Below are 19,702 nucleotides of genomic sequence, written 5' to 3' on the forward strand. Positions count from 1 at the left end.
ATGGCGTCGCTGGACCTGCGGTCCAGCTATGCCGGCAACGACTTCTACGACGGGATGGAGTGATGCGCTTCACCGTTGACCGCCTCGACCATCTGGTTCTCACCTGTGCGGACATCGAGCGCACCGCGAGCTGGTATCAGCGCGTGCTGGGAATGGAGCGCGAGGCGTTCGGCGAGCAGAAGCGCACCGCGCTGAAATTCGGCGGCCAGAAGCTGAACCTTCACCAGTCCGGCCGGGAGTTCAAGCCGCACGCCGCCGCCGCTGCCCCAGGCACGCAGGATCTGTGCTTCATCACCGCCGTGCCGTCGCAGGACGTGGTGCGGCACCTGCGGGAATGCGGGCTCACCGTCGAGGAAGGCCCGGTGCCGAAGACAGGCGCGCTGGGGCCGATGACCTCGGTCTATTGCCGCGACCCCGACGGCAACCTGATCGAGATCGCCTCCTACCTGGCCGGTTGAGTCGATGCACATTTCGAAACGGTCCGGACTCGCCGGGTTTCTCGCCTTCCTGGCCTGCATTCCAACCGCCAACTGGATGATCGGCCATGTCGGCACGGTCTGCGTGCCGCACGGACCGTGCCTGATCCCCGTGGCGCCCGGCCTGATGGCGCCGTCCGGCGTGCTGATGGTCGGATTCGCGCTGGTGTTCCGCGACATCGTGCAGCGCCTGCTCGGGCGGAGCTGGGCGTTGGTGGCGGTGCTGGTCGGCACGGCCCTGTCCGTGCTGGTGGCCGAGGGCAGCCTGGTGCTGGCGTCGGGCGTGGCCTTCCTGCTCAGCGAGCTGGCCGATTTCGCGGTCTATACGCCGCTGCAACGGCGCGGGCTGATCCTGGCGGTGCTGGCCTCGTCGCTGGCCGGGCTGGTGGTCGATTCCGTGCTGTTCCTCAGCCTCGCCTTCGGCAGCCTCGATTTCCTCGCCGGCCAGATCATGGGCAAGGTATGGGCCGTGCTGGCCAGCATTCCGCTGGTGCACGCCGTTCGCCGGCTGGTGCCCGCCCCCGCGTGACCACGCCCGAGCTTCGCGCCAGCGACTACGACTTCGCGCTGCCGCCCGACCGCATCGCCCAGCATCCCGCCCGCCCGCGCGACGCCGCGCGGCTGCTGCACGTGATGCGCGACGCGGTGGCCGACCGCGTCGTGCGCGACCTGCCGTCGCTGCTGCGCAAGGGCGACGTGCTGGTCGCCAACGACACGCGCGTGATCCCGGCGCAATTGGCGGCACGGCGTGGGGCCGCGCGCATCAGCATCACGCTGGACCGCCCGCGCGCCGACGGCGCCTGGCACGCGCTGGCCCGCAATGCGCGACGCCTGCGCCCGGGCGACACGCTGCGCTTCGACGGCGCCGAGGACCTGGTGGCCACGGTGCGCGAGCGCGACGCCGATGGCGGCGTGGCGCTGGATTTCAACCTGCACGACCACGCCTTCACCGAGGCGCTGCACCGCGCCGGCGCCCTGGCGCTGCCGCCCTATATCGCGCGCTCGGCCGGCCCCTCCATCGAGGACGCGGCCGACTACCAGACCGTGTTCGCGCGCGCGGAGGGCGCCGTCGCCGCCCCCACCGCCGGGCTGCATTTCACGCCTTCTCTGCTCGCGGCCCTCGACGATGCGGGCATCCTGCGCGTCACCGTCACGCTGCATGTCGGCGCCGGCACCTTCCTGCCGATGCGCCACGACGACGTCAGCCAGCACCGCATCCATTCCGAGCGCGGCGAGGTCACGCCGCAGGCAGCCGCCGCGATCAACGCCGCCCGCACCAACGGCGGCCGCATCGTCGCCGTCGGCACCACCAGCCTGCGCCTGCTGGAAACCGCCGCGGACGACGCCGGCCGCATCCGTCCCTTCGCCGGCGACACCGACCTGTTCATCCTGCCCGGCCACGCATTCCGCAGCGCCGACCTGCTGATGACCAATTTCCACCTGCCGCGCTCGACATTGTTCATGCTGGTCTGCGCCTTCGCGGGCACAGAGCGCATGCGCGCCGCTTACGCCCATGCCATCGAGAACGGCTACCGCTTCTATTCCTACGGCGACGCCACCCTGCTGGAACGCGCATGACCCTGAGCTGGACCCAAGCCGCCGCGGATGGCGCCGCCCGCGCCGGCGTGCTGCACACCGCGCATGGCGACGTGGAAACGCCGGTATTCATGCCCGTGGGCACCGCCGGCACGGTGAAGGCCATGACCGCGGACGCCGTGCGGTCCACCGGCGCGAAGCTGATCCTCGGCAACACCTACCACCTGATGCTGCGCCCCGGCGCCGAGCGGGTGGCGCGGCTGGGCGGGTTGCACCGGATGATGGACTGGCCCGGCCCGATCCTGACCGACTCGGGCGGCTTCCAGGTCATGTCGCTGGCCTCGCTGCGCAAGATGGACAAGGACGGCGTCACCTTCCGCTCGCATATCGACGGCACGGCGCACCGCCTCACGCCCGAACGCTCGATCGAGATCCAGCATCTGCTGGACGCCACCATCACCATGGCCTTCGACGAGTGCACGCCGTTCCCGGCCACCTTGGAGCAGGCGCGATCCTCCATGGAGCTGTCGATGCGCTGGGCCGGCCGGTCGCGTGCGGCTTTCACGCCGCGCGACGGCTACGGGCTGTTCGGCATCGTCCAGGGCAGCGTGTTCGCGGACCTGCGCGCCGCCTCCGCCGACGCACTGACGGCGATCGGCTTCGAGGGCTACGCCATCGGCGGGCTCGCGGTGGGCGAAGGCCAGGCGGCGATGTTCGAAGTGCTGGACTACACCCTGCCGCGCCTGCCCGCCGACCGCCCGCGCTATCTGATGGGCGTGGGCACGCCGGACGACCTGATCGGCTCGGTGCAGCGCGGCGTCGACATGTTCGACTGCGTAATGCCCACCCGCGCCGGCCGCACCGCGCGGGCCTATACCAGCCAGGGCGTGTTCAACATGCGCAACGCCCGGTTCGCCGACGACGCCCGCCCGCTGGACCCCGCCTGCGCCTGCCCGGCCTGCAGCCGCCACAGCCGCGCCTATCTGCATCATTTGTTCCGCTGCGAGGAGATGCTCGGCCCGATGCTGCTGACATGGCATAACATCCAGTACTACCAGGACCTGATGCGCGGCCTGCGCGCGGCGATCGGCGAAGGCCGGCTCGACGCGCACGCAGCGGCCACGCGCGCGGCCTGGCAGCGCGGCGAGGAGGCGACATGACCGAGAGCTATGCCGGCCTGACTCAGCTGGGCCAGCACGTCACCCAGCCGGCCACGCCCGAGGCGGCGAAGCTGGAGCGCGTGCCCAATCCGCACCAGGGCGCCGATTACGTGGTGCGCTTCACCTGCCCCGAATTCACCTCGCTGTGTCCGCTGACGGGCCAGCCGGATTTCGCCCATATCGTCATCGACTACATCCCCGGCGCCTGGATCGTGGAGAGCAAGTCGCTGAAGCTGTTCCTGACCTCGTTCCGCAACCACGGCGCGTTCCACGAAGCGTGCACCATGCAGATCGCGCAGCGCATCGTGGACCTGCTGGAGCCGGTGTGGCTGCGCATCGGCGCCTACTGGTATCCGCGCGGCGGCATGCCGATCGACGTGTTCTGGCAGACCGGCGCGCCGCCCGCGGGCGCCTGGATCGCGGACCAGGGCGTTGCCCCCTATCGCGGCCGCGGCTGACATCCGCGCCAAGGCGCTATCCCTCGGCTTCGACGCCGTGGGCTTCGCGCCGGCCGCGCTCGCGCCCGAAGCCCGCGACCGCCTGCAGGATTTCCTGGCCGCCGGGCTGCACGGCGAAATGGGCTGGCTCGCCGACCGCACCGAGCAGCGCAGCCATCCGCAAGCACTCTGGCCCGAGGCGCGCAGCGTCATCTGCCTCGGCCTGTCCTACGCGCCCGACACCGACGCGCTGGCCACGCTGAGCCGGCCGGATCGCGGCAACATCTCGGTCTATGCCCGCAACCGCGACTACCACGACCTGGTGAAGGGCATGCTGAAGCACCTTGCCCAGTTCATCGTCGCCCGCTTCGGGCCGGAGGTGAAAGTGTTCGTGGACACGGCGCCGGTGATGGAGAAGCCGCTGGCCGCGAATGCCGGGCTGGGCTGGCAGGGAAAGCACACCAACCTCGTCTCGCGCCGCCACGGCTCCTGGCTGTTCCTGGGCGAGATCTACACCACGCTCGACCTGCCCGCCGACGCCGCGCACGCCGATCGCTGCGGAAGCTGCACGCGCTGCCTCACTGCCTGCCCCACCGACGCCTTCCCCGCGCCGTATCGCCTGGATGCGACACGCTGCATCTCATACCTCACCATCGAGCATCACGGTCCGATTCCGCACGAGCTGCGCCCGGCCATGGGCAACCGCATCTACGGCTGCGACGACTGCCTCGCGGTGTGTCCGTGGAATCGTTTCGCCCAGGCGACGCACCAGGCGAAGCTGCAGGCGCGCGAGGAGCTCACCGCGCCGCGGCTGGCGGAGCTTGCCGCCCTGGACGACGCCGGTTTCCGCCGCCTGTTCGCGGGCTCGCCGGTCAAGCGCATCGGCCGCGATCGTTTCGTGCGCAACGTGCTGATCGCGATCGGCAACTCGGGCGACCTTTCGCTCGCGCCCGCGGCGGTCCATCTTGCCGCCGATCCGAATCCCGTCGTTGCCGAGGCCGCCGCCTGGGCGCTGGCGCGGCTGCAGGCACGTGGGGACATATGAAGCGCACGGAAACCGACTCGCTTGGCACTGTCGAGATCGACGCGAACCGCTACTGGGGCCCGCAGACCGAACGCGCCCGGCGCCTGTTCCGGATCGGCACCGAACGCTTCCCGACCGGCCTCATCCGCGCCATCGGCCTGCAGAAGCAGGCGGCGGCCGAGGCGAACCTCGCGCTGGGCGAATTGCCCCGTGCCGTCGCCGCCCCCATCGTCACCGCCGCGCGCGAAGTGGCCGAGGGCAAGCTCGACACCGAGTTCCCGCTGCCCGTCTGGCAGACCGGATCGGGCACCCAGACCAACATGAACGCCAACGAGGTGATCGCCAACCGCGCCAACGAGATGCTCGGCCAGCCGCTGGGCACGCGCAGCCCGATCCACCCGAACGACCATGTCAATCGCGGCCAGTCCTCCAACGACAGCTTCCCGACGGTGATGCACATCGCCGCCGCCGAGGCCGTGCGGTTCCTGACCATCCCCGGCCTGCGCGCCCTGGCCGACGCCCTGACGCGCCGCGCCGCCGCGTGGGAAAGCATCGTCAAGATCGGTCGCACGCACATGATGGACGCGGTGCCGATCACGCTCGGCCAGGAGTTCGCCGCCTGGGCGCGCCAGGTGACGCTGGGCATCGAACGGCTGCAGGACACCATGCCCCGTCTGCTGTCGGTGCCCCAGGGCGGCACCGCGGTGGGCACCGGCCTGAACCGCCATCCCGACTTCGACACCGTGTTCTGCGAGCGGCTGTCGGCGCTGACCGGCCTGGACTTCACGGCGAACCCAAACAAGTTCGAGGGCATGGGCGCGCATGACGTGTTCGTGGAGCTCTCGGGCATGCTGAACACCGTCGCGGTGTCGCTGAACAAGGTCGGCAACGATATCCGCCTGCTCGGCTCCGGCCCGCGCGCGGGCATCGGCGAATTGCTTGTCCCCGAGGACGGGCTGTCCTCCTCGATCATGCCCGGCAAGACCAACGCGACGCAGTCCGAGGCGCTGACCATGGTCTGCGCCCAGGTGATGGGCAACCACATGGCCGTGACGTTGGGCGGGGCGCAGAGCTTCCTGGAGCTGAACGTCTTCAAGCCGGTGATCATCCACAACGTGCTGCAATCGACGCGCCTGCTGGCCGATGCGTGCGAGAGCTTCGCGACCAACATGGTCGACCGGCTGGAGCCCAATTTCGACCGCATCGCCGAGAACCTGGCGAAATCGACCATGCTGGTGACGGCGCTCAATCCGCATATCGGCTACGACAACGCGGTGCGCATCGCCAAGACGGCACTCGCTGACAACACCACGCTGAAGGAGGCGGCGGAAAAGCTCGCGCTGGTGACGGCGGTCGATTTCGAGCGCTGGGTGCATCCGGAGAAGATGGTGCGCCCGGGCGACATGCTCGCTTCCACCTAGACCACGCTCCGTGCTGGTCAAGCGCAGCTTCACGCTGGCCGGCCACCGTACCAGCGTGGCGCTGGAGCCCGAGTTCTGGGAGGTGCTGACGCGCGCCGCCGCCGCGCGTGGCGTGACGCTCGCGGCCCTGGTGGCCGAAATCGACGCCCGGCGCGCCCCCGGCCACGCGCTTGCCTCGGCATTGCGGGTCACCGCGCTGCTGCTGCCGCGTTAACCAAGAGGTAAGCAAGCCGCGCCTCAATGGATCCATCGATCCCCGAGGCGACGAAACGCCGCCCGGGTTCGGGCCTTCGCACGACACCGTGCCGTTGCGGGAAAACCCCAAGGGAATGGACCCATGCCAGAACACGAACGCGCTTCCCCCGCTGCCTGCGCGACCAGCCCGCTGTTGATCTGCGACCGGCTGATCTCGCTTGCCCAGGCAGCCGACCGCGCCGGCTATGCCGCCACCGCCGACCACCTCGTCCGGCTCGCTCACACGATGTTCAACGAAACCGACCGGCCCGCCGCCAGACGCCGGCCGAGCTAACGCGCCGGCGGGTGCTCGGCGCGCCAGCGTATCAGACCGGCCAGCTCCGGGGTGCGGCGCAGCGCGCCGAACGGGCCGTTCAAATGCAGCCCCAGCTCCGGCGGATCGGGCACCGCCGGGCGGGCCAGCAGGTGCAGATCGGCCGTCGCCGCCGGAAGATCGGTGCCCCCGGTCAGCACGATCGTTCCGGACGGGGCCGTCACCTGGGCCTGGTCCAGCGTCATCCGGCCGAGGCCGATACGGGCCGTCGCCTCCAGCCGGTCGAACGGGGTCGAACCGCCGGCAAACGCCGCCTGCACCCCTGCCTCGGTCAGGTCGCCGGTCGCGCGCACCAGATCGACGCCGGACAGCATGCCGCCCTGCACCGCAAGCCGCAGGTTTCCGCCCAGCGTCGCCAGCAGCGCCGCCGGCGAATGTCCGGCCGCGGTCAGCGATGCCGACCCATCCAGCGTTCCGGCCGTGAGGTCCAGCGGCAGGTCGAACAACGGGCCGGACAACACCGCCCCGGTCAGCCGCGCATCGGCCGCCAGCACCGGCGGCACCGCGCGCGAATCGAGACTGGCGCTGCCGCTCAACGCGCCACCGCCCAGCTTCGCCGTCAGCCCCTCGATCCGCAGCAGGCCGTCGGATAGCGTCAGGGCCGCGGCAAACTGCTCCAGCGCCGGCAACTCGCCCAGCAGCACGCGCCCGGCCTCCAGCTTCACCGCCATCTGCCAACCGGACAACAGGCCAACCGGCAGCGGATCGGGGGAGCGCAGATAAGGCAGCGGCAACGGCAGCGCCTCTGCCGTCACGCGCCCGGTCAGGCTCGATCCGGTCTCGGTATGCTGCAAGGCGAGCGCGCCGCCGGCATGCAGCGTCGCCGCGGTGATGTCGAAACTGTCGGCGGCGATGCGCCCGCCGCCCACGGACATCTGCGCCACCAGGCTGAACGAGCCGTCGCCCAGCCAGGCCGGAGCGCCGGTGATGCCCAGCGCCTCCAGCAGGCGCGGCGCGCCGGGATGGCGCAGCGTCACCGCGCCCGTCCATTTCATGCCGGGAAGATCAAGCGTCGGCTGCGCCTCCAGCCGCAAATCGCCGATATCGGCGGTCACCTTCAGCCCGAGGGTCGCCGGCGCGCCGGACGCCAGCACCTGCACCGTCGCCGGCGCCCGCCACAGCGACGCCGTGTCGATCGCGAGGAACCCCAGCCGTTCCGGCAGCATGCCGTTCAGCCACGCGCCCAGCGGCGAATTCGGCAACGTATTGCGCGGCACCTGCGCATCGAGCCGGCCCTCGGCGATCCGCCCGCCCTCCACCAGAGTGCCCGACGCCGCCACATGGGCGCCGCTGGCGGTGGTGAAATCGAGCTTGCGCAGCGTCAGACGGCCATTCTCGGCCGCCGCATCGAGCGAGAGCGGCGACAGCGCCACCCCGCGCAGCATCGCCTGCTTCGCCTCCAGCCGCAGATCGAGGTCGAACGCAGACAGCAGCGCGGGAATGTCGGCCAGACCCGGCAGAGTCGCCGGCAGCAGCGGATCGAGATCCAGCCGGTCCACCGTCAGCCCGGCCCCGATCGCCGGGCGCCCAGCCGCCGCCTGGCCGCCTGGCCGGACGGTCAAGCCACCCGATACGGTGGTGTTGTCCAGCACGCCCGCCAGCGAATCGACGGCGATCTGTCCCGCCTCGATGACCACATGCCCGGCCAGCTGGGCACTGCGCAGAACCCCGTCGGGCAGGCGATCCATGCCCGCGAGCCCGGCGCCTTGCAGCCAGGCCAGCGTGGTGCGCAGCGAATCCGCGGTCAGTGCCACATGCCCATCGAACCGGCCCGGCTGCGGCGGCGACAGGCGCGCATCCGGCAGCGTGATCCGGCCGGCCATGCGGATCCCGGCATCGCCGGGCAGCGAGGCACGCAGCTCCCGCACTTCCACCGCACCGTCGGTCAGGTCGAATGCGCCGCGCAGCCCCCGCAGCGTGCCGCCGGCGAGTTGCCCCGCCTCGGCGGACAGATCGATCCCCGTCGGCAAGCGCGGGAACACCTCGCTGTCGCCCCGGCGCAACAGCGCCGCCAGCCAGGCATCCAGGTCCAGCCGGCTGGCGGTCAATGCCACATCGAGCCTGGGCGTCGGCGTGATCCGCAGCGCCACCGCCCCGCGCGCCGGCGACCCGCCCAGCTCCACCGTCAGCTCATCGGCCGCCGCCAGGCCCGAGGCGACGCTGACCCGCCCCTCGGCCCGGAACGGCACCGCCGGCGCCGGCAGCAGCTGCGACAGGTCCGGCCCGCGCCCGTTGATCCGGCCGACCATCGTTCCATCCGCCGCGATCTGCCCGGACAGCGACAACCCGACATCCTGGACCTTGCCCTGCCCGTCCAGCGTGACATCCAGCCCCGCCGCCCCGTCCCCGCCCGGCTGCGTCAGCCGCGTGGTGAAATGCCACGAGCGCCCCGAGAACTGCGCCGTTCCCGCCATCATGTATGTGCCGGTCGCACTGGCGGTGGTCAGCGTCGCACTGAAGCCCGTGAGCGTCACGCTGCCGATCGACAGCCGGCTGTCCTCGATGCGGGCCGACAGCGACGACAGCCAGGCCGGCGCCCGCACCATGAAGGCATCCGGCGCCGGCGGCCACGGCACCCGCATGTCGGCCCCGCGCAGCACCAGCTCCTGCGCATCGACATGACCGGACAGCAACGCCCCCAGCGCCACCCGCAGCCGCAACTCGGCCGCCGTGATGCCGATTCCGCCACCGCCCTGGCCGACCGTGACCTTCGCCGCCAGCAGCATCGGCTGCGGCAACAAAGTCAGCGAAACCGGCCCGTCGATCTGGACATGCCGCCCCAACGTGTCGGACGCCAGCGCCGCAATGTCGTCGCGGTACCGGTTCCAATCCAGCATCGACGGCAACACCCAGGCCCCCCCGACCAGGAGCCCCACCAGCAAAACCCCGACACCAACCGACCACCGAACCCCGCGCACGGTCAGGCCCTGCGCAGTGCAAGGGCGGGAGCGAAGCAAGGCCGGGGGCTCCGCCCCCGGACCCTGGGCAGGGCTCTGCCCTGCACCCGCAAAGGGGCAGAAGCCCCTTTGATCCCATTACATAAGCGGTTTGGAGATGAGGGGGCCAACATTGCCGTTGCCAACCGCTCAGTCGGCCCCCTCATCTCCAAACCGCTCAAGTCGGGGGTTCTAAGGGCTCCGCCCTTAGCGGGTGCAGGGCGGCGCCCTGCCGGGTCCAGGGCAGAGCCCTGGCCTTGCTTCGCTCCCACCCCCGCACTGCGCATGTGCTAGCCGCCGGCGGGGCCGTAGCCGCCGCCGCCGGGGGTTTCGATGGTGAAGGTATCGCCGGGGGCGAGGCTGGCGCTGTCGGTGCCGGACAGGATCTCGCGGGTGGTGTTGGCGCGGTCGACCCATTGGCGGCCCGCGGCGCCATCGCGGCCGCCGTTCAGGCCGAAGGGCGGCACGTTGCGGCGCGAGGCGACGATGACGGCGGTCATCGGCTCCAGGAAGCGGATGCGGCGGCGCGAGCCGTTGCCGCCGTGCCACTGGCCAGCGCCGCCGGAGCCGCGGCGGATCGAGAATTCCTCGAGCACGACGGGGTAGCGCAGTTCCAGGACCTCCGGATCGGTCATGCGGGTATTGGTCATGTGCGTCTGCACTGCGTCGGTACCGTCGAAGCCGGGGCCGGCGCCGGTGCCGCCGCAGATGGTCTCGTAATATTGCCGTGTCGCGTCGCCGAACAGGAAGTTGTTCATCGTTGCCTGCGCGCAGGCAACGGCGCCGAGCGCGCCGAACAGGGCGTTGCAGGTGGCTTGCGAGACTTCGGTGTTGCCGGCGACCACGGCGGCGCCGGGTTCGGGGGAGAGGAAGGTGCCGGGCGGGATGACGATCTGCAGCGGCTTGAGGCAGCCGTCGTTCAGCGGGATGTCGGTGCCGACCAGGCAGCGGAAGACGTACAGCACGGCGGCGCGGGTGACGGCCGGCGGGGCGTTGAAGTTGTCGTTGCGCTGCCGGCCGGTGCCGGTGAAGTCGATCATGGCCGCCCGGGCCTTCCGGTCCACGGACACCTTCACCTGCAGCGGCGAGCCGTCGTCCATGGTGTAGGCGAAGCTGCCGTCGCCCAGGCGGTCGATGACGCGGCGCACGCTCTCCTCGGCGTTGTCCATCACGTGCTTCATGTAGGCACGCACGGTGTCCCAGCCGTAGTGGTTCACCACACGCTGCAGTTCCTGCACGCCTTTCTCGTTGGCGGCGACCTGCGCCTTGATGTCGGCCACGTTCACGTCCGGGCTGCGCGCGGGATAGCGGGCGGAGGCGAGGAGGTCGCGGAACTCTGCTTCGCGGAAATGGCCCTGGTCCACCAGCAGGAAGTCGTCGATCACGACGCCCTCTTCCTCCAGCGTGCGCGACACCGGGGGCGTGGAGCCCGGGGTGATGCCGCCGATATCGGCGTGATGGCCGCGGCTGCCGACGAAGAACTGGATCTGCGTGCCGGCGGCGTCGAACACCGGGGTGATCACGGTCACGTCCGGCAGATGGGTGCCGCCGTTATAGGGGTTGTTCAGCGCCACCACGTCGCCGGGGCGCAGCGTATTGCCGCGGCGGCGCAGCACCGTGCGCACGCTCTCGCCCATGGCGCCGAGATGCACGGGCACGTGCGGCGCGTTGGCGACCAGCGCGCCGTCGCTGTCGAAGATGGCGCAGCTGAAATCCAGCCGCTCCTTGATGTTCACGCTCATCGACGTGTTCTGCAGAACGGCGCCGGTCTGTTCGGCCACGTTCATGAACAGGTTGTTGAACAGTTCCAGCAGCACGGGGTCGGCGCGGTCGGTGCCGCTGGCGATGCGCGTGTCGCGCGCGGCGGTGCGGCGCAACAGCATGTGATCCAGCGGCGTCATCTCGGCGGTCCAGCCGGGCTCCACCACCGTGGTCGCGTTGGCCTCGCGAATCAGCGCGGGTCCGGCGATGCGGTCGCCGGCCAGCAAAGCGGCGCGGTCGAACACGGGGGTGGCGTGCGCGCCGCCCCCGCTCCACATCGCGACCGTATCGACCGGCGCGGGGGCGCCGGCGGTGCGGGCGGGGATGGTGGCCTCGGCGATGGCCTCGCCGGCGGCGGTCGCTTCCACGGCGACGGCCTCCACCACCAGCGGCCGGCCGGGGGTGGCGAAGCCGAAGCGGGCGCGGTGCGCGGCCGTGAAGGCGGCGGTCACGGCATCGGTGTCGGCGAGGTCCACGATCAGCGCCGCCTCGGTGCCGGCGTAGCGCACGTGCAGCTTGCGCGCGACCGCCAGGCGCGAAAGTTCCGCGCCCTGCCGCTTGAGTTCGTCAGCGGCCTCGCCGGCGATGCGCTCGGCCAGGGCTTCCAGCGCCGGCAGCGCGTCTTGCGTCAGCGTCATCTCGACGGCCTGCTCGCGCATCACGGTCTGGTCGGCCAGGCCCATGCCATAGGCCGACAGCACGCCGGCATAGGGGTGGATGAACACCGTCTCCATGCCGAGTTCGTCGGCCACCAGGCAGGCGTGCTGGCCGCCGGCGCCGCCGAAGCATTGCAGCGCGAATTCGGTGGCGTCGTGGCCCTTCTGCACCGAGACCTGCTTGATGGCGTTGGCCATGTTGGCGACGGCGATGCGCAGGAAGCCCTCGGCGACGGCGCGCGGATCGCGCCGCTCACCGGTCGCGGCCTCGATCTCGTCCGCCAGCGCGGCGAATTTCGCGCGCACCACGTCGGCATCCAGCTTCTGGTCGCCGGACGGGCCGAAGATCGCCGGGAAATGCGCCGGCTGGATCTTGCCGACACAGACATTGGCGTCGGTCACGGTCAGCGGCCCGCCGCGGCGATAGCAGGCGGGGCCGGGATTGGCGCCGGCGGAATCGGGGCCGACGCGGAAGCGCGCGCCGTCGAAATGCAGGATGGAGCCGCCACCGGCCGCCACCGTGTTGATGGCCATCATCGGCGCGCGCATGCGCACCCCGGCCACCTCGGTCTCGAAGGCGCGCTCGAACGCGCCGGCATACAGCGCGACATCGGTAGAGGTGCCGCCCATGTCGAAGCCGATGATCCGGTCGAGCCCAGCCATCGCCGCGGTGCGCGCGGCGCCGACGATGCCGCCGGCGGGACCGGACAGGATCGCGTCCTTGCCCTGGAACGACCGCGCCTCGGCCAGCCCGCCATTGGACTGCATGAAATACAGCCGCACGCCGTCGAGCTCGGACGCCACCTGCTCGACATAGCGGCGCAGGATCGGCGACAGATAGGCGTCGACCACGGTGGTGTCGCCGCGCGGCACCAGCCGCAGCAGCGGGCTGGTGGCGTGGCTGGCGGAGACCTGGGTGAAGCCGGCTTCGCGGGCCAGCTCGGCCAGGCGGCGTTCATGCGCCGGATATTTCCACGCGTGCATCAATACGATGGCGACCGCGGCGATGCCCTTGGCGCGGGCAGCGGCGAAGGCGGCGCGGGCAGCGTCCTCGTCCAGCGCCTCGATCTCGGCGCCATCGACGCCGACTCGGCCGGGCACCTCAACCACGTCCTCGTACAGCAGCGTGGGCAGCACCACTTTCAGGTCGAACAGCCGGGGGCGGGCCTGGTTGCCGATGCGCAGGGCGTCGGCAAAGCCGCGGTTGACCACCAGCAAGGTGCGGTCGCCCTTGCGCTCCAGCAGCGCGTTGGTGGCAACGGTGGTGCCCATCTTCACGCAGTCCAGCAGCCCGGCGGGAATGGGCGCGTCCAGCTTCAGCCCCAGCACCGTCTTGATGCCGGCGATGGCGGCGTCGCGGTAGCGGCCGGGGTTCTCGCTGAGCAGCTTGTGGGTGGACAGCCGGCCCTGCGGATCGCGGGCGACAATGTCGGTAAAGGTGCCGCCGCGATCGATCCAGAACTGCCAGGCCGTCATCACGTAATCCTATCTGCCGGGTGGAAAATGCGGCCGGAGAATGCGTTCGGCCACCCGGCACGGCAAGCCGCGGAATGCCAAATCCCGATCCGTCCTCTCTTTTTGCGATCAGTAACCCCCACATGGTAGATGCGGGGCAGAGCAGCGACCGGAACCAAGGACCGTGTGGGGCAAGATCATCGGCGGCATGGCCGGCTTTGCCATGGGTGGCCCGTTCGGCGCCGTGGTCGGGGCCGCACTCGGTCATGCGGCGGAAACCGGCGGCTTCGGCCAGTTCTCCACCGGATTCGGCATGCATGGCCCACGGGCGTTCGGCGGGTCGTCCGGCCGTGGGGGCTGGGCGTTCGGCCAGGCGCACGAAGCGGCCCTGCTGGGCCGGCGGGACCAGTTGTTCGCGGTCGGCGTGGTCGTGCTGGCGGCCAAGCTCGCCAAATGCGACGGCCCGGTGGTGCGCGCGGAGATCGATGCCTTCAAGCGCAGCTTCCGCATTCCGCCGGACGCGGTGCGCGACATCGGCCGCCTGTTCGACCATGCCCGCGACAGCGACGAGAACCCCGACATCTACGCGGCCCAGCTTGGCGAGGCGTTCGCCGACAATCGCGGCATGCTGGAGGACGTGCTGGCCGCGCTGTTCGCGATCGCGCGCGCCGACGCGCCGGTGAACCGGCGCGAGGAAGCGTTCCTCAACATGGCCTGCCGTGGCTTCGGCCTGGGCTCGGACGCCTGGGAACGGGCCCGCGACTCCCATCCGCGCCGCCCCTACCGCGCCGCCGACGAGGAAGATCCCTACCGAGTCCTGGGCGTCGCCCGCGGCACGCCCGACGACGGCATCCGCGCCGCCTGGCGGCAACTGATGCGCGAGAACCACCCGGACAGCCTCGCCAGCCGCGGCGTCCCGCCCGAGTTCATCGCCCGCGCCGGCGACAAGGTGGCGAAGATCAATGCCGCGTGGGACCGGATCAAGCGCGAGCGCGGCCTGTGACCCTCAGCGTTCGCGAGCTGCAAAGCCCCAACCAGGACGACCGCCCGCCCGGCATGCCGATCGACACGCTGGTGCTGCACTACACCGGCATGCTCACCGCCCGGGACGCGATCGACCGGCTGCGCGACCCGGCGGCGAAGGTCTCCAGCCACTACGTGGTGGAGGAGGACGGCACGGTCTGGCGCCTGGTGAACGAGCGCCGCCGCGCCTACCACGCCGGCGTGTCCTACTGGCACGGCAACACGGGGCTGAACGACCGCTCGATCGGCATCGAGATCGTCAATCCCGGTCATGCCTATGGCTACCCGGACTTCCCGGTGCTGCAGCTTTCCGTCGTTTGCGACCTGTGCCTGGAAATCCTGTCCCGCCACGCCATCGCCCCGCGCGACATCGTCGCCCACAGCGACATCGCCCCCGATCGCAAGGAAGATCCCGGCGAGAAATTCGACTGGGAAGGGCTGGCCCGCAACGGCGTCGGCTTGTGGCCGGAAGGCGCGCCGGACCTGGGCACCGGCGACGCCGTGCGCGACACCGCCTCCTTGCGCGACGTCCGCCGGGCCCTGGCGGCCATCGGCTACCGGGTGGCGCCGGAAGGCCCGCTCGATCCGGCGCTGGCCACGGTGCTGCGCGCGTTCCAGCGGCACTGGCGGCCGGAGGCGGTGACCGGCCAGGCCGATGCCGGCACGCTCGCGCGCCTGCTGGCGGTGGCGCGGCTGTGCGCGCCGGCCCGCGCCGACACGAACCGTTGACGTGGAGCGGCCGACGGCGCATCTGACCGGCGCCAGACGGCCGGACGGCTGCTGCCGGGGGCAACCCTGGTGGAGGAAAGTCCGGGCTCCACGGGAATACGGTGCCGGCTAACCGCCGGCGGGGGCGACCCTAGGGAAAGTGCCACAGAAAACAAACCGCCCGCACGCGGCCCGTCCTCGGACGGATCACCTGCGGGCAAGGGTGAAACGGTGCGGCAAGAGCGCACCGCGCCCCTGGCAACAGGGGCGGCAGGGCAAACCCCACCGGGAGCAAGACCGAATAGGGGCGGCCGGCGGGCCGGCATTGGTCTTCGGGCCGCGCCGGTGACGCAGAGGCGTTTCCGCCTCGTCGCCCGGGTTGGTCGCGTGAGGCGCGCAGCAATGCGCGTCCCAGAGGAATGGCCGTCCCGCTTCCCGGAGTGACCCGGGGGGCGGACAGAACCCGGCTTACAGGCCGTCTGGCGTTTTTTCTTTCCGGCGCGGGCGGATAAAACCGCGCTTCAGGCCTCGTTCACGCGCGCGAACGGATCGGCCACGCGCGGCCAGAACGGGCGGGTGCGCTTGGTGAAGGGGATCGTGTCGAAGGTTGGCGGAATGGCGCCGGGCGCGGAGACGTAGCGGACCTGGCGCGCGATCGGCGCGAACGCGGCGTGGAAATGCTGCGTCGATTTCACCACCACCACCGCCTTGTCGTCGAGCGTCAGGCCAAGCCCGGTGAAGGCGTCCGGCGCGAAGGTCTGCTGGCGGATGCTGACCAGCACGATGTCGATGCCATCGGCATGCACCCAGGCGCTCGGCCCGAAACTGGCGCGCCCGCCGCTCAACCCGGCCTGCGTGTGGTCCTCGGCAACGGCGCGGACGGTGACGCGCAGATCGACGGGATCGCCCGAGGCCACGCCGCACTTGCCGCCGATCCGCAACGTGAAGCGGGCGCCCACGCCTGCCTCCAGACAGAACTGCACCGCCATGGGATCCCAGAAGCAGCCGATCACGGCGCCGGTGACGCCGCGATCGACGAGGCGCCGCAGGATGGCGGTGTTGTCGGACGGCGCGCCGCCGCCGGCATTGTCGGCGACGTCGGCGAGGACCACCGGGCCCGCGCCTTCGCCGCTTCGCTGCGGATCCGTGGCCGCGTCAATCGCCTCGTCGATGGTGTCGTGCGCGACCGTGGTGCGCTCGCGCATGTCCCAGATCTCCTGGCCGAGCCGGGCGGCCAGCGCCTCGGCCTTCGCGCGGTCGCCGTCGGCGATCACCACGACCTTCGCGCCGACCTCCTCCACGTCGCCCCAGGGGAAGCCGTGGCCGAACGAGACGGACAGGATTCCGTCCTTGCCCTCCAGCGCCTGCATGCGCGCGACGAAGGACTTCATCGGCTCGACCGGCGTGCGCCACATGCTGACCATCCGGCAGTCGTGATAGGCGATGACCGGGTTCACCCGCCCCTCGGCGGCGGCCAGGCACAGCGCGTACAACTCGTGCGCGCGCTCGGCCACGTCGACATGCGGATATTCCTTGAAGGTGATGATGGCATCGGCGCTTGCGCGCATCTGCTCGGTCAGATGGCAATGCAGGTCGAGCTCGATGCCGATCTTCGCGTTCGGTCCCACGATCTCCCGCACGCGCGCGAGCGTGTCGCCCTCGCAGTCGTCGTAACCGTCGGCGACCATGGCGCCGTGCATGAACAGCAGCACCACATCGACCGGCATCGCCGCGCGCAGGTCCGCGAGCAGGGTGTCGCGCAGGTCCTCGTAGACGTGGCGCAGGGTGGTGCCGGCGGGCTGGGCGAAGGTGCAGATGCTCTCGGCCACTTCATGCCCGTCGCCCTCGCCCAGGCGGCGCCATGCGATGAGCGGGATGTTGCCGAGCACGGGCGGATGCCGGCTGCCGTCGTTGCGGAACGACTCGCGGCCCGCGAAGCCGGCGCGGCCGGTCGGAATGGGCGAGAACGTGTTGGTTTCAGTGGCCAGCGTGGCCATGAACAGCTGCATCGGACCGCTCTCTCCCGAAGATCCCGCAATGGAGGGCCTGCGCCGCGATGGCATGGCCCTTGCGGCGGCGCGGCCTCGTGGATCAGGCGCGCCGGCCGGTCCGGCGACTATGGAAGCGGTTTGGCGGACCGGTCAATGCGACCGTATGATACGAAGATTACCTGAAATCCGCTGCCAGGCGCGGACGGCGACGGCGCCGTCCGGTGGCGCCGGCCTGCCCCGGGCGGCTTTGCTATCAGGAACAAAATAAGCACAATAACGAACATTAAGAGAACAAAAGGTTAAGCAAATAACGGGGTGACCCGGCCCGAAATCAACCCCGTAACCTGTTGACGTCACGACAAATTCAACCTGCCCGACCGCAAGTCGAAATGGGACATTCCCTTTGACGCCCATAATTCCCCATGGTATCCCATGACAGCCCAAGGAACGGCCAGGCCGTCCCATGGGCGGCGCCGGATGGGCGGAGGCAGCGGCTCCCCGCCCGTCTTCATCGAAAGCAGCCGTGTCGTGAGGCAGGCACCACCAAACAGGAAAGGGCGACCCCGGCCGGATGACCCAATTTCTGGGCACCCATGTGAACAGGCTGGACGCCAAGGGACGCGTGTCCATTCCGGCGCCATTCCGTGCTGCCCTTCGTAACGGCGGACCGAAGACCGACGACGTCCGCGACCAGAACGGCCTGCGGTTGATCCTGCGCCCTTCGCACAAGCAGCCGAGCATCGAGGGCTGGCCGGCCGCCGCCTTCGACGAGCTCGACGCCCCCATGCAGCGCCTGGACATGTTCAGCGACGACCAGGACGACCTGGCCTTTGCCCTGTACGCTGACGCCGCCGCGCTGGAGCCGGACAAGGAGGGCCGCATCGTCCTTCCCGCCGACCTCGCCGCCCATGCCGGGCTGGGTGAGGCCGTCGTGTTCGTCGGGCTCGGCCGCAAGTTCGAGATCTGGGAGCCGGCCGCCCTGGAGCGCCGCCGCGCCGAGGCGCGCGCCCGCACCAAGGCGCGCGGCCTGACCCTGCCGGGCAACCCGGCCGAGCGGGGGCAGCCATGAGCGGCCATGTCCCGGTGATGCTGCGCGAGGTGCTGGCGACGCTGGCGCCGCGCGATGGCGGGGTCTATCTCGACGGCACATTCGGCGGCGGCGGCTATGCCGCGGCAATCCTGGACCACGCGGCCTGCACCCTGTGGGCGATCGACCGCGACCCCGATGCCATCGCCCGGGGCGCTGTGCTCGCCGCGCGCCATCCCGGCCGGCTGCACCTGCTGCAGGGTGGTTTCGGAGATATGATGGCGCTGCTGGGCGAGGCAGGCGTACGCAGACTCGATGGCGTGGTGCTTGATCTCGGCGTGTCCTCGTTCCAGCTCGACGACCCCGATCGCGGTTTCAGCTTCCGCGCCGACGGCCCGCTCGACATGCGAATGGGCCGCGAAGGGCCGACCGCCGCCGACCTCGTGAACACGCTGGACGAGCGCGCGCTTGCGGACACGCTCTACGAATTCGGCGAGGAGCGCCTGTCCCGCCGGATCGCGCGCGCCATCGTCGCCGCCCGCGCCGCGGCGCCCATCACCACCACGGCCCAGCTCGCCGGCATCATCCGCGCGGTGGTGCCGCCTGACCGCTCCGGCATCGATCCCGCCACCCGCAGCTTCCAGGCGCTGCGCATCCGCGTGAACGACGAGCTTGGCCAGATCGAGCGCGCCCTCGACCAGGCGGCGCGGCTGCTGGCCCCCGCCGGGCGGCTGGTGGTGGTGTCGTTCCATTCGCTCGAAGACCGGCTGGTGAAGCGGTTCATGACCGACGCCGCCGGCCGCGCCCCCGCCCCGTCCCGCCACGACCCCGGCGGCATGGTGCGCCGGCCCCGGCCCGCATTCCGGCTGCTGACGCCCAAGGCGCTGCGGCCGGCGAGCGACGAAGCCTCCGCCAACCCGCGGGCGCGCAGCGCGCGCTTGCGGGCCATTGAACGTCTCAGTACCTCGGAAGGCGCATCGCCATGATCCGCCCCTTCACCTGCGTGTGTCTCGTGCTGGCCGCCGGCTCGGGCCTCTATCTGTACCAGACCAAGCATCGCGCCCAGATGCTCGACCGCGAGATCGCCCGCACCATGCGGGCGGTGGATACCGCGCGGCAGCGCTCCGGCCTGCTGCGCGCCGAGTATGCGCTGCTTAACGACCCCTCGCGCCTGGCCGAGTTGTCGGAGCAGCTGCTGCCGACGCTGAAGACCACCACACCCGGCCAGTTCTCCACCTGGGCGGACCTCGAACGCCGCCTGCCCGCGGTCGGCGCCCCGCCGCAGCCGCCGACCCCGCTTGAGCCCGACGCGCCCGCCGCCGAGGTGCCGGTGGCCGCCGCGAAGCCGGAACCACGTCCGGAGGCCGCACGGCCCGAATCGGCCCGGCCTGAGCCGGCGCGGGCTGCCATCGCGTCCGCGCAACCGCGCGTGCCGGCGGCGCCGGCGGCGCAGCAGGTGGCGGTACAGCAGGTGGCAGCCACGAGCGCACCGGCGCCGCGCCCGGCGCCGCGCGCCCAGTCCG

At 71.0% G+C, this 19,702-nt stretch carries 17 protein-coding genes and 1 other RNA gene; 15 read left to right on the plus strand and 3 right to left on the minus strand.

Annotation, left to right across the window (positions count from 1 at the left end; genetic code table 11):
• Positions 1-62: 62 nt before the first annotated feature.
• The 9 genes from OL599_RS14935 to OL599_RS14975 all read left to right on the plus strand — a co-directional run bounded on the left by OL599_RS14935 (position 63) and on the right by OL599_RS14975 (position 6,583).
• Positions 63-458, plus strand: coding sequence for a VOC family protein (locus OL599_RS14935; protein ID WP_264714599.1), 396 nt, complete (start codon positions 63-65; stop codon positions 456-458).
• A gap of 4 nt (positions 459-462) precedes the next feature.
• On the plus strand, positions 463-1,005 hold the full coding sequence (locus OL599_RS14940; protein ID WP_264714600.1) for a VUT family protein: 543 nt from the start codon (positions 463-465) through the stop codon (positions 1,003-1,005).
• Positions 1,002-2,054, plus strand: a complete 1,053-nt coding sequence (gene queA, locus OL599_RS14945) for a tRNA preQ1(34) S-adenosylmethionine ribosyltransferase-isomerase QueA (RefSeq protein ID WP_264714601.1) — start codon at positions 1,002-1,004, stop codon at positions 2,052-2,054. The genes OL599_RS14940 and queA overlap by 4 nt, the downstream gene beginning before the upstream one ends.
• Positions 2,051-3,172 (plus strand): tRNA guanosine(34) transglycosylase Tgt, encoded by a 1,122-nt coding sequence (gene tgt / locus OL599_RS14950; protein WP_264714602.1) that lies wholly within the window; start codon positions 2,051-2,053, stop codon positions 3,170-3,172. Before queA ends, tgt begins: the two co-directional genes overlap by 4 nt.
• Complete coding sequence (gene queF, locus OL599_RS14955; RefSeq protein WP_264714603.1) at positions 3,169-3,630, plus strand: preQ(1) synthase; 462 nt, start codon at positions 3,169-3,171, stop codon at positions 3,628-3,630. The genes tgt and queF overlap by 4 nt, the downstream gene beginning before the upstream one ends.
• Complete coding sequence (queG, locus tag OL599_RS14960) at positions 3,605-4,654, plus strand: tRNA epoxyqueuosine(34) reductase QueG (RefSeq protein WP_264714604.1); 1,050 nt, start codon at positions 3,605-3,607, stop codon at positions 4,652-4,654. Before queF ends, queG begins: the two co-directional genes overlap by 26 nt.
• Positions 4,651-6,054 carry a class II fumarate hydratase gene (locus OL599_RS14965; protein WP_264714605.1) on the plus strand — a complete coding sequence of 468 codons (1,404 nt, stop codon included), beginning with the start codon at positions 4,651-4,653 and terminating at the stop codon, positions 6,052-6,054. The genes queG and OL599_RS14965 overlap by 4 nt, the downstream gene beginning before the upstream one ends.
• Before the next feature lie 10 nt (positions 6,055-6,064).
• The gene (locus tag OL599_RS14970) at positions 6,065-6,268 is read left to right on the plus strand and encodes a ribbon-helix-helix domain-containing protein (RefSeq protein WP_264714606.1); all 204 of its coding nucleotides are present in this window, start codon (positions 6,065-6,067) and stop codon (positions 6,266-6,268) included.
• 123 nt (positions 6,269-6,391) lie between these two features.
• Entirely contained in the window at positions 6,392-6,583 is a 192-nt protein-coding gene (locus tag OL599_RS14975; RefSeq protein ID WP_264714607.1) for a hypothetical protein, read from the plus strand.
• Here OL599_RS14975 and OL599_RS14980 read toward each other — a convergent pair.
• Complete coding sequence (locus tag OL599_RS14980) at positions 6,580-9,459, minus strand: AsmA family protein (RefSeq protein WP_264714609.1); 2,880 nt, start codon at positions 9,457-9,459, stop codon at positions 6,580-6,582. The genes OL599_RS14975 and OL599_RS14980 overlap by 4 nt on opposite strands.
• 389 nt (positions 9,460-9,848) lie before the next feature.
• A complete protein-coding gene (locus tag OL599_RS14985) occupies positions 9,849-13,451 on the minus strand; it encodes a hydantoinase B/oxoprolinase family protein (protein WP_264714610.1) in 3,603 nt (1,200 codons plus the stop codon).
• A 187-nt stretch (positions 13,452-13,638) separates the two neighbouring features.
• On the opposite strand from OL599_RS14985, the gene OL599_RS14990 reads away from it, so the two are divergent.
• The 3 genes from OL599_RS14990 to rnpB all read left to right on the plus strand — a co-directional run bounded on the left by OL599_RS14990 (position 13,639) and on the right by rnpB (position 15,648).
• A complete protein-coding gene (locus OL599_RS14990) occupies positions 13,639-14,433 on the plus strand; it encodes a TerB family tellurite resistance protein (protein WP_264714617.1) in 795 nt (264 codons plus the stop codon).
• Positions 14,430-15,182, plus strand: coding sequence for an N-acetylmuramoyl-L-alanine amidase (locus tag OL599_RS14995; RefSeq protein ID WP_456306705.1), 753 nt, complete (start codon positions 14,430-14,432; stop codon positions 15,180-15,182). Before OL599_RS14990 ends, OL599_RS14995 begins: the two co-directional genes overlap by 4 nt.
• A gap of 32 nt (positions 15,183-15,214) precedes the next feature.
• Positions 15,215-15,648: RNase P RNA component class A (gene rnpB / locus OL599_RS15000), an RNA gene on the plus strand.
• 34 nt (positions 15,649-15,682) lie between these two features.
• On the opposite strand, the gene OL599_RS15005 is transcribed toward rnpB, so the two are convergent.
• Complete coding sequence (locus OL599_RS15005; RefSeq protein ID WP_264714611.1) at positions 15,683-17,170, minus strand: M81 family metallopeptidase; 1,488 nt, start codon at positions 17,168-17,170, stop codon at positions 15,683-15,685.
• 553 nt (positions 17,171-17,723) lie between these two features.
• Between OL599_RS15005 and mraZ the strand changes: the two genes are divergently transcribed.
• The 3 genes from mraZ to ftsL form a co-directional block, all read left to right on the plus strand.
• On the plus strand, positions 17,724-18,221 hold the full coding sequence (gene mraZ, locus OL599_RS15010) for a division/cell wall cluster transcriptional repressor MraZ (protein ID WP_264714612.1): 498 nt from the start codon (positions 17,724-17,726) through the stop codon (positions 18,219-18,221).
• Positions 18,218-19,165: a 16S rRNA (cytosine(1402)-N(4))-methyltransferase RsmH gene (rsmH, locus tag OL599_RS15015; RefSeq protein WP_264714613.1), complete on the plus strand. Its 948-nt coding sequence runs from the start codon at positions 18,218-18,220 to the stop codon at positions 19,163-19,165. Before mraZ ends, rsmH begins: the two co-directional genes overlap by 4 nt.
• Positions 19,162-19,702 (plus strand): cell division protein FtsL (gene ftsL, locus OL599_RS15020; protein WP_264714614.1); only part of this gene is annotated, 541 nt, incomplete at its 3' end. The genes rsmH and ftsL, both read left to right, overlap by 4 nt.

Origin of the sequence: Limobrevibacterium gyesilva, from assembly GCF_025989185.1 — a bacterium.
GTDB classification, from domain to species: domain Bacteria; phylum Pseudomonadota; class Alphaproteobacteria; order Acetobacterales; family Acetobacteraceae; genus Limobrevibacterium; species Limobrevibacterium gyesilva.

What these genes read in the sequence shown, in the direction of transcription:
- OL599_RS14935 (WP_264714599.1), top strand. Translation starts at nt 63, where the DNA reads ATGCGCTTCACCGTTGACCGCCTCGACCATCTGGTTCTCACCTGTGCG.
- OL599_RS14940 (WP_264714600.1), top strand. Translation starts at nt 463, where the DNA reads ATGCACATTTCGAAACGGTCCGGACTCGCCGGGTTTCTCGCCTTCCTG.
- tgt (WP_264714602.1), top strand. Translation starts at nt 2,051, where the DNA reads ATGACCCTGAGCTGGACCCAAGCCGCCGCGGATGGCGCCGCCCGCGCC.
- queF (WP_264714603.1), top strand. Translation starts at nt 3,169, where the DNA reads ATGACCGAGAGCTATGCCGGCCTGACTCAGCTGGGCCAGCACGTCACC.
- OL599_RS14965 (WP_264714605.1), top strand. Translation starts at nt 4,651, where the DNA reads ATGAAGCGCACGGAAACCGACTCGCTTGGCACTGTCGAGATCGACGCG.
- OL599_RS14975 (WP_264714607.1), top strand. Translation starts at nt 6,392, where the DNA reads ATGCCAGAACACGAACGCGCTTCCCCCGCTGCCTGCGCGACCAGCCCG.
- OL599_RS14980 (WP_264714609.1), bottom strand. Translation starts at nt 9,459, where the DNA reads ATGCTGGATTGGAACCGGTACCGCGACGACATTGCGGCGCTGGCGTCC.
- OL599_RS14985 (WP_264714610.1), bottom strand. Translation starts at nt 13,451, where the DNA reads ATGACGGCCTGGCAGTTCTGGATCGATCGCGGCGGCACCTTTACCGAC.
- OL599_RS14990 (WP_264714617.1), top strand. Translation starts at nt 13,639, where the DNA reads ATGGCCGGCTTTGCCATGGGTGGCCCGTTCGGCGCCGTGGTCGGGGCC.
- OL599_RS15005 (WP_264714611.1), bottom strand. Translation starts at nt 17,170, where the DNA reads ATGCAGCTGTTCATGGCCACGCTGGCCACTGAAACCAACACGTTCTCG.
- mraZ (WP_264714612.1), top strand. Translation starts at nt 17,724, where the DNA reads ATGACCCAATTTCTGGGCACCCATGTGAACAGGCTGGACGCCAAGGGA.
- rsmH (WP_264714613.1), top strand. Translation starts at nt 18,218, where the DNA reads ATGAGCGGCCATGTCCCGGTGATGCTGCGCGAGGTGCTGGCGACGCTG.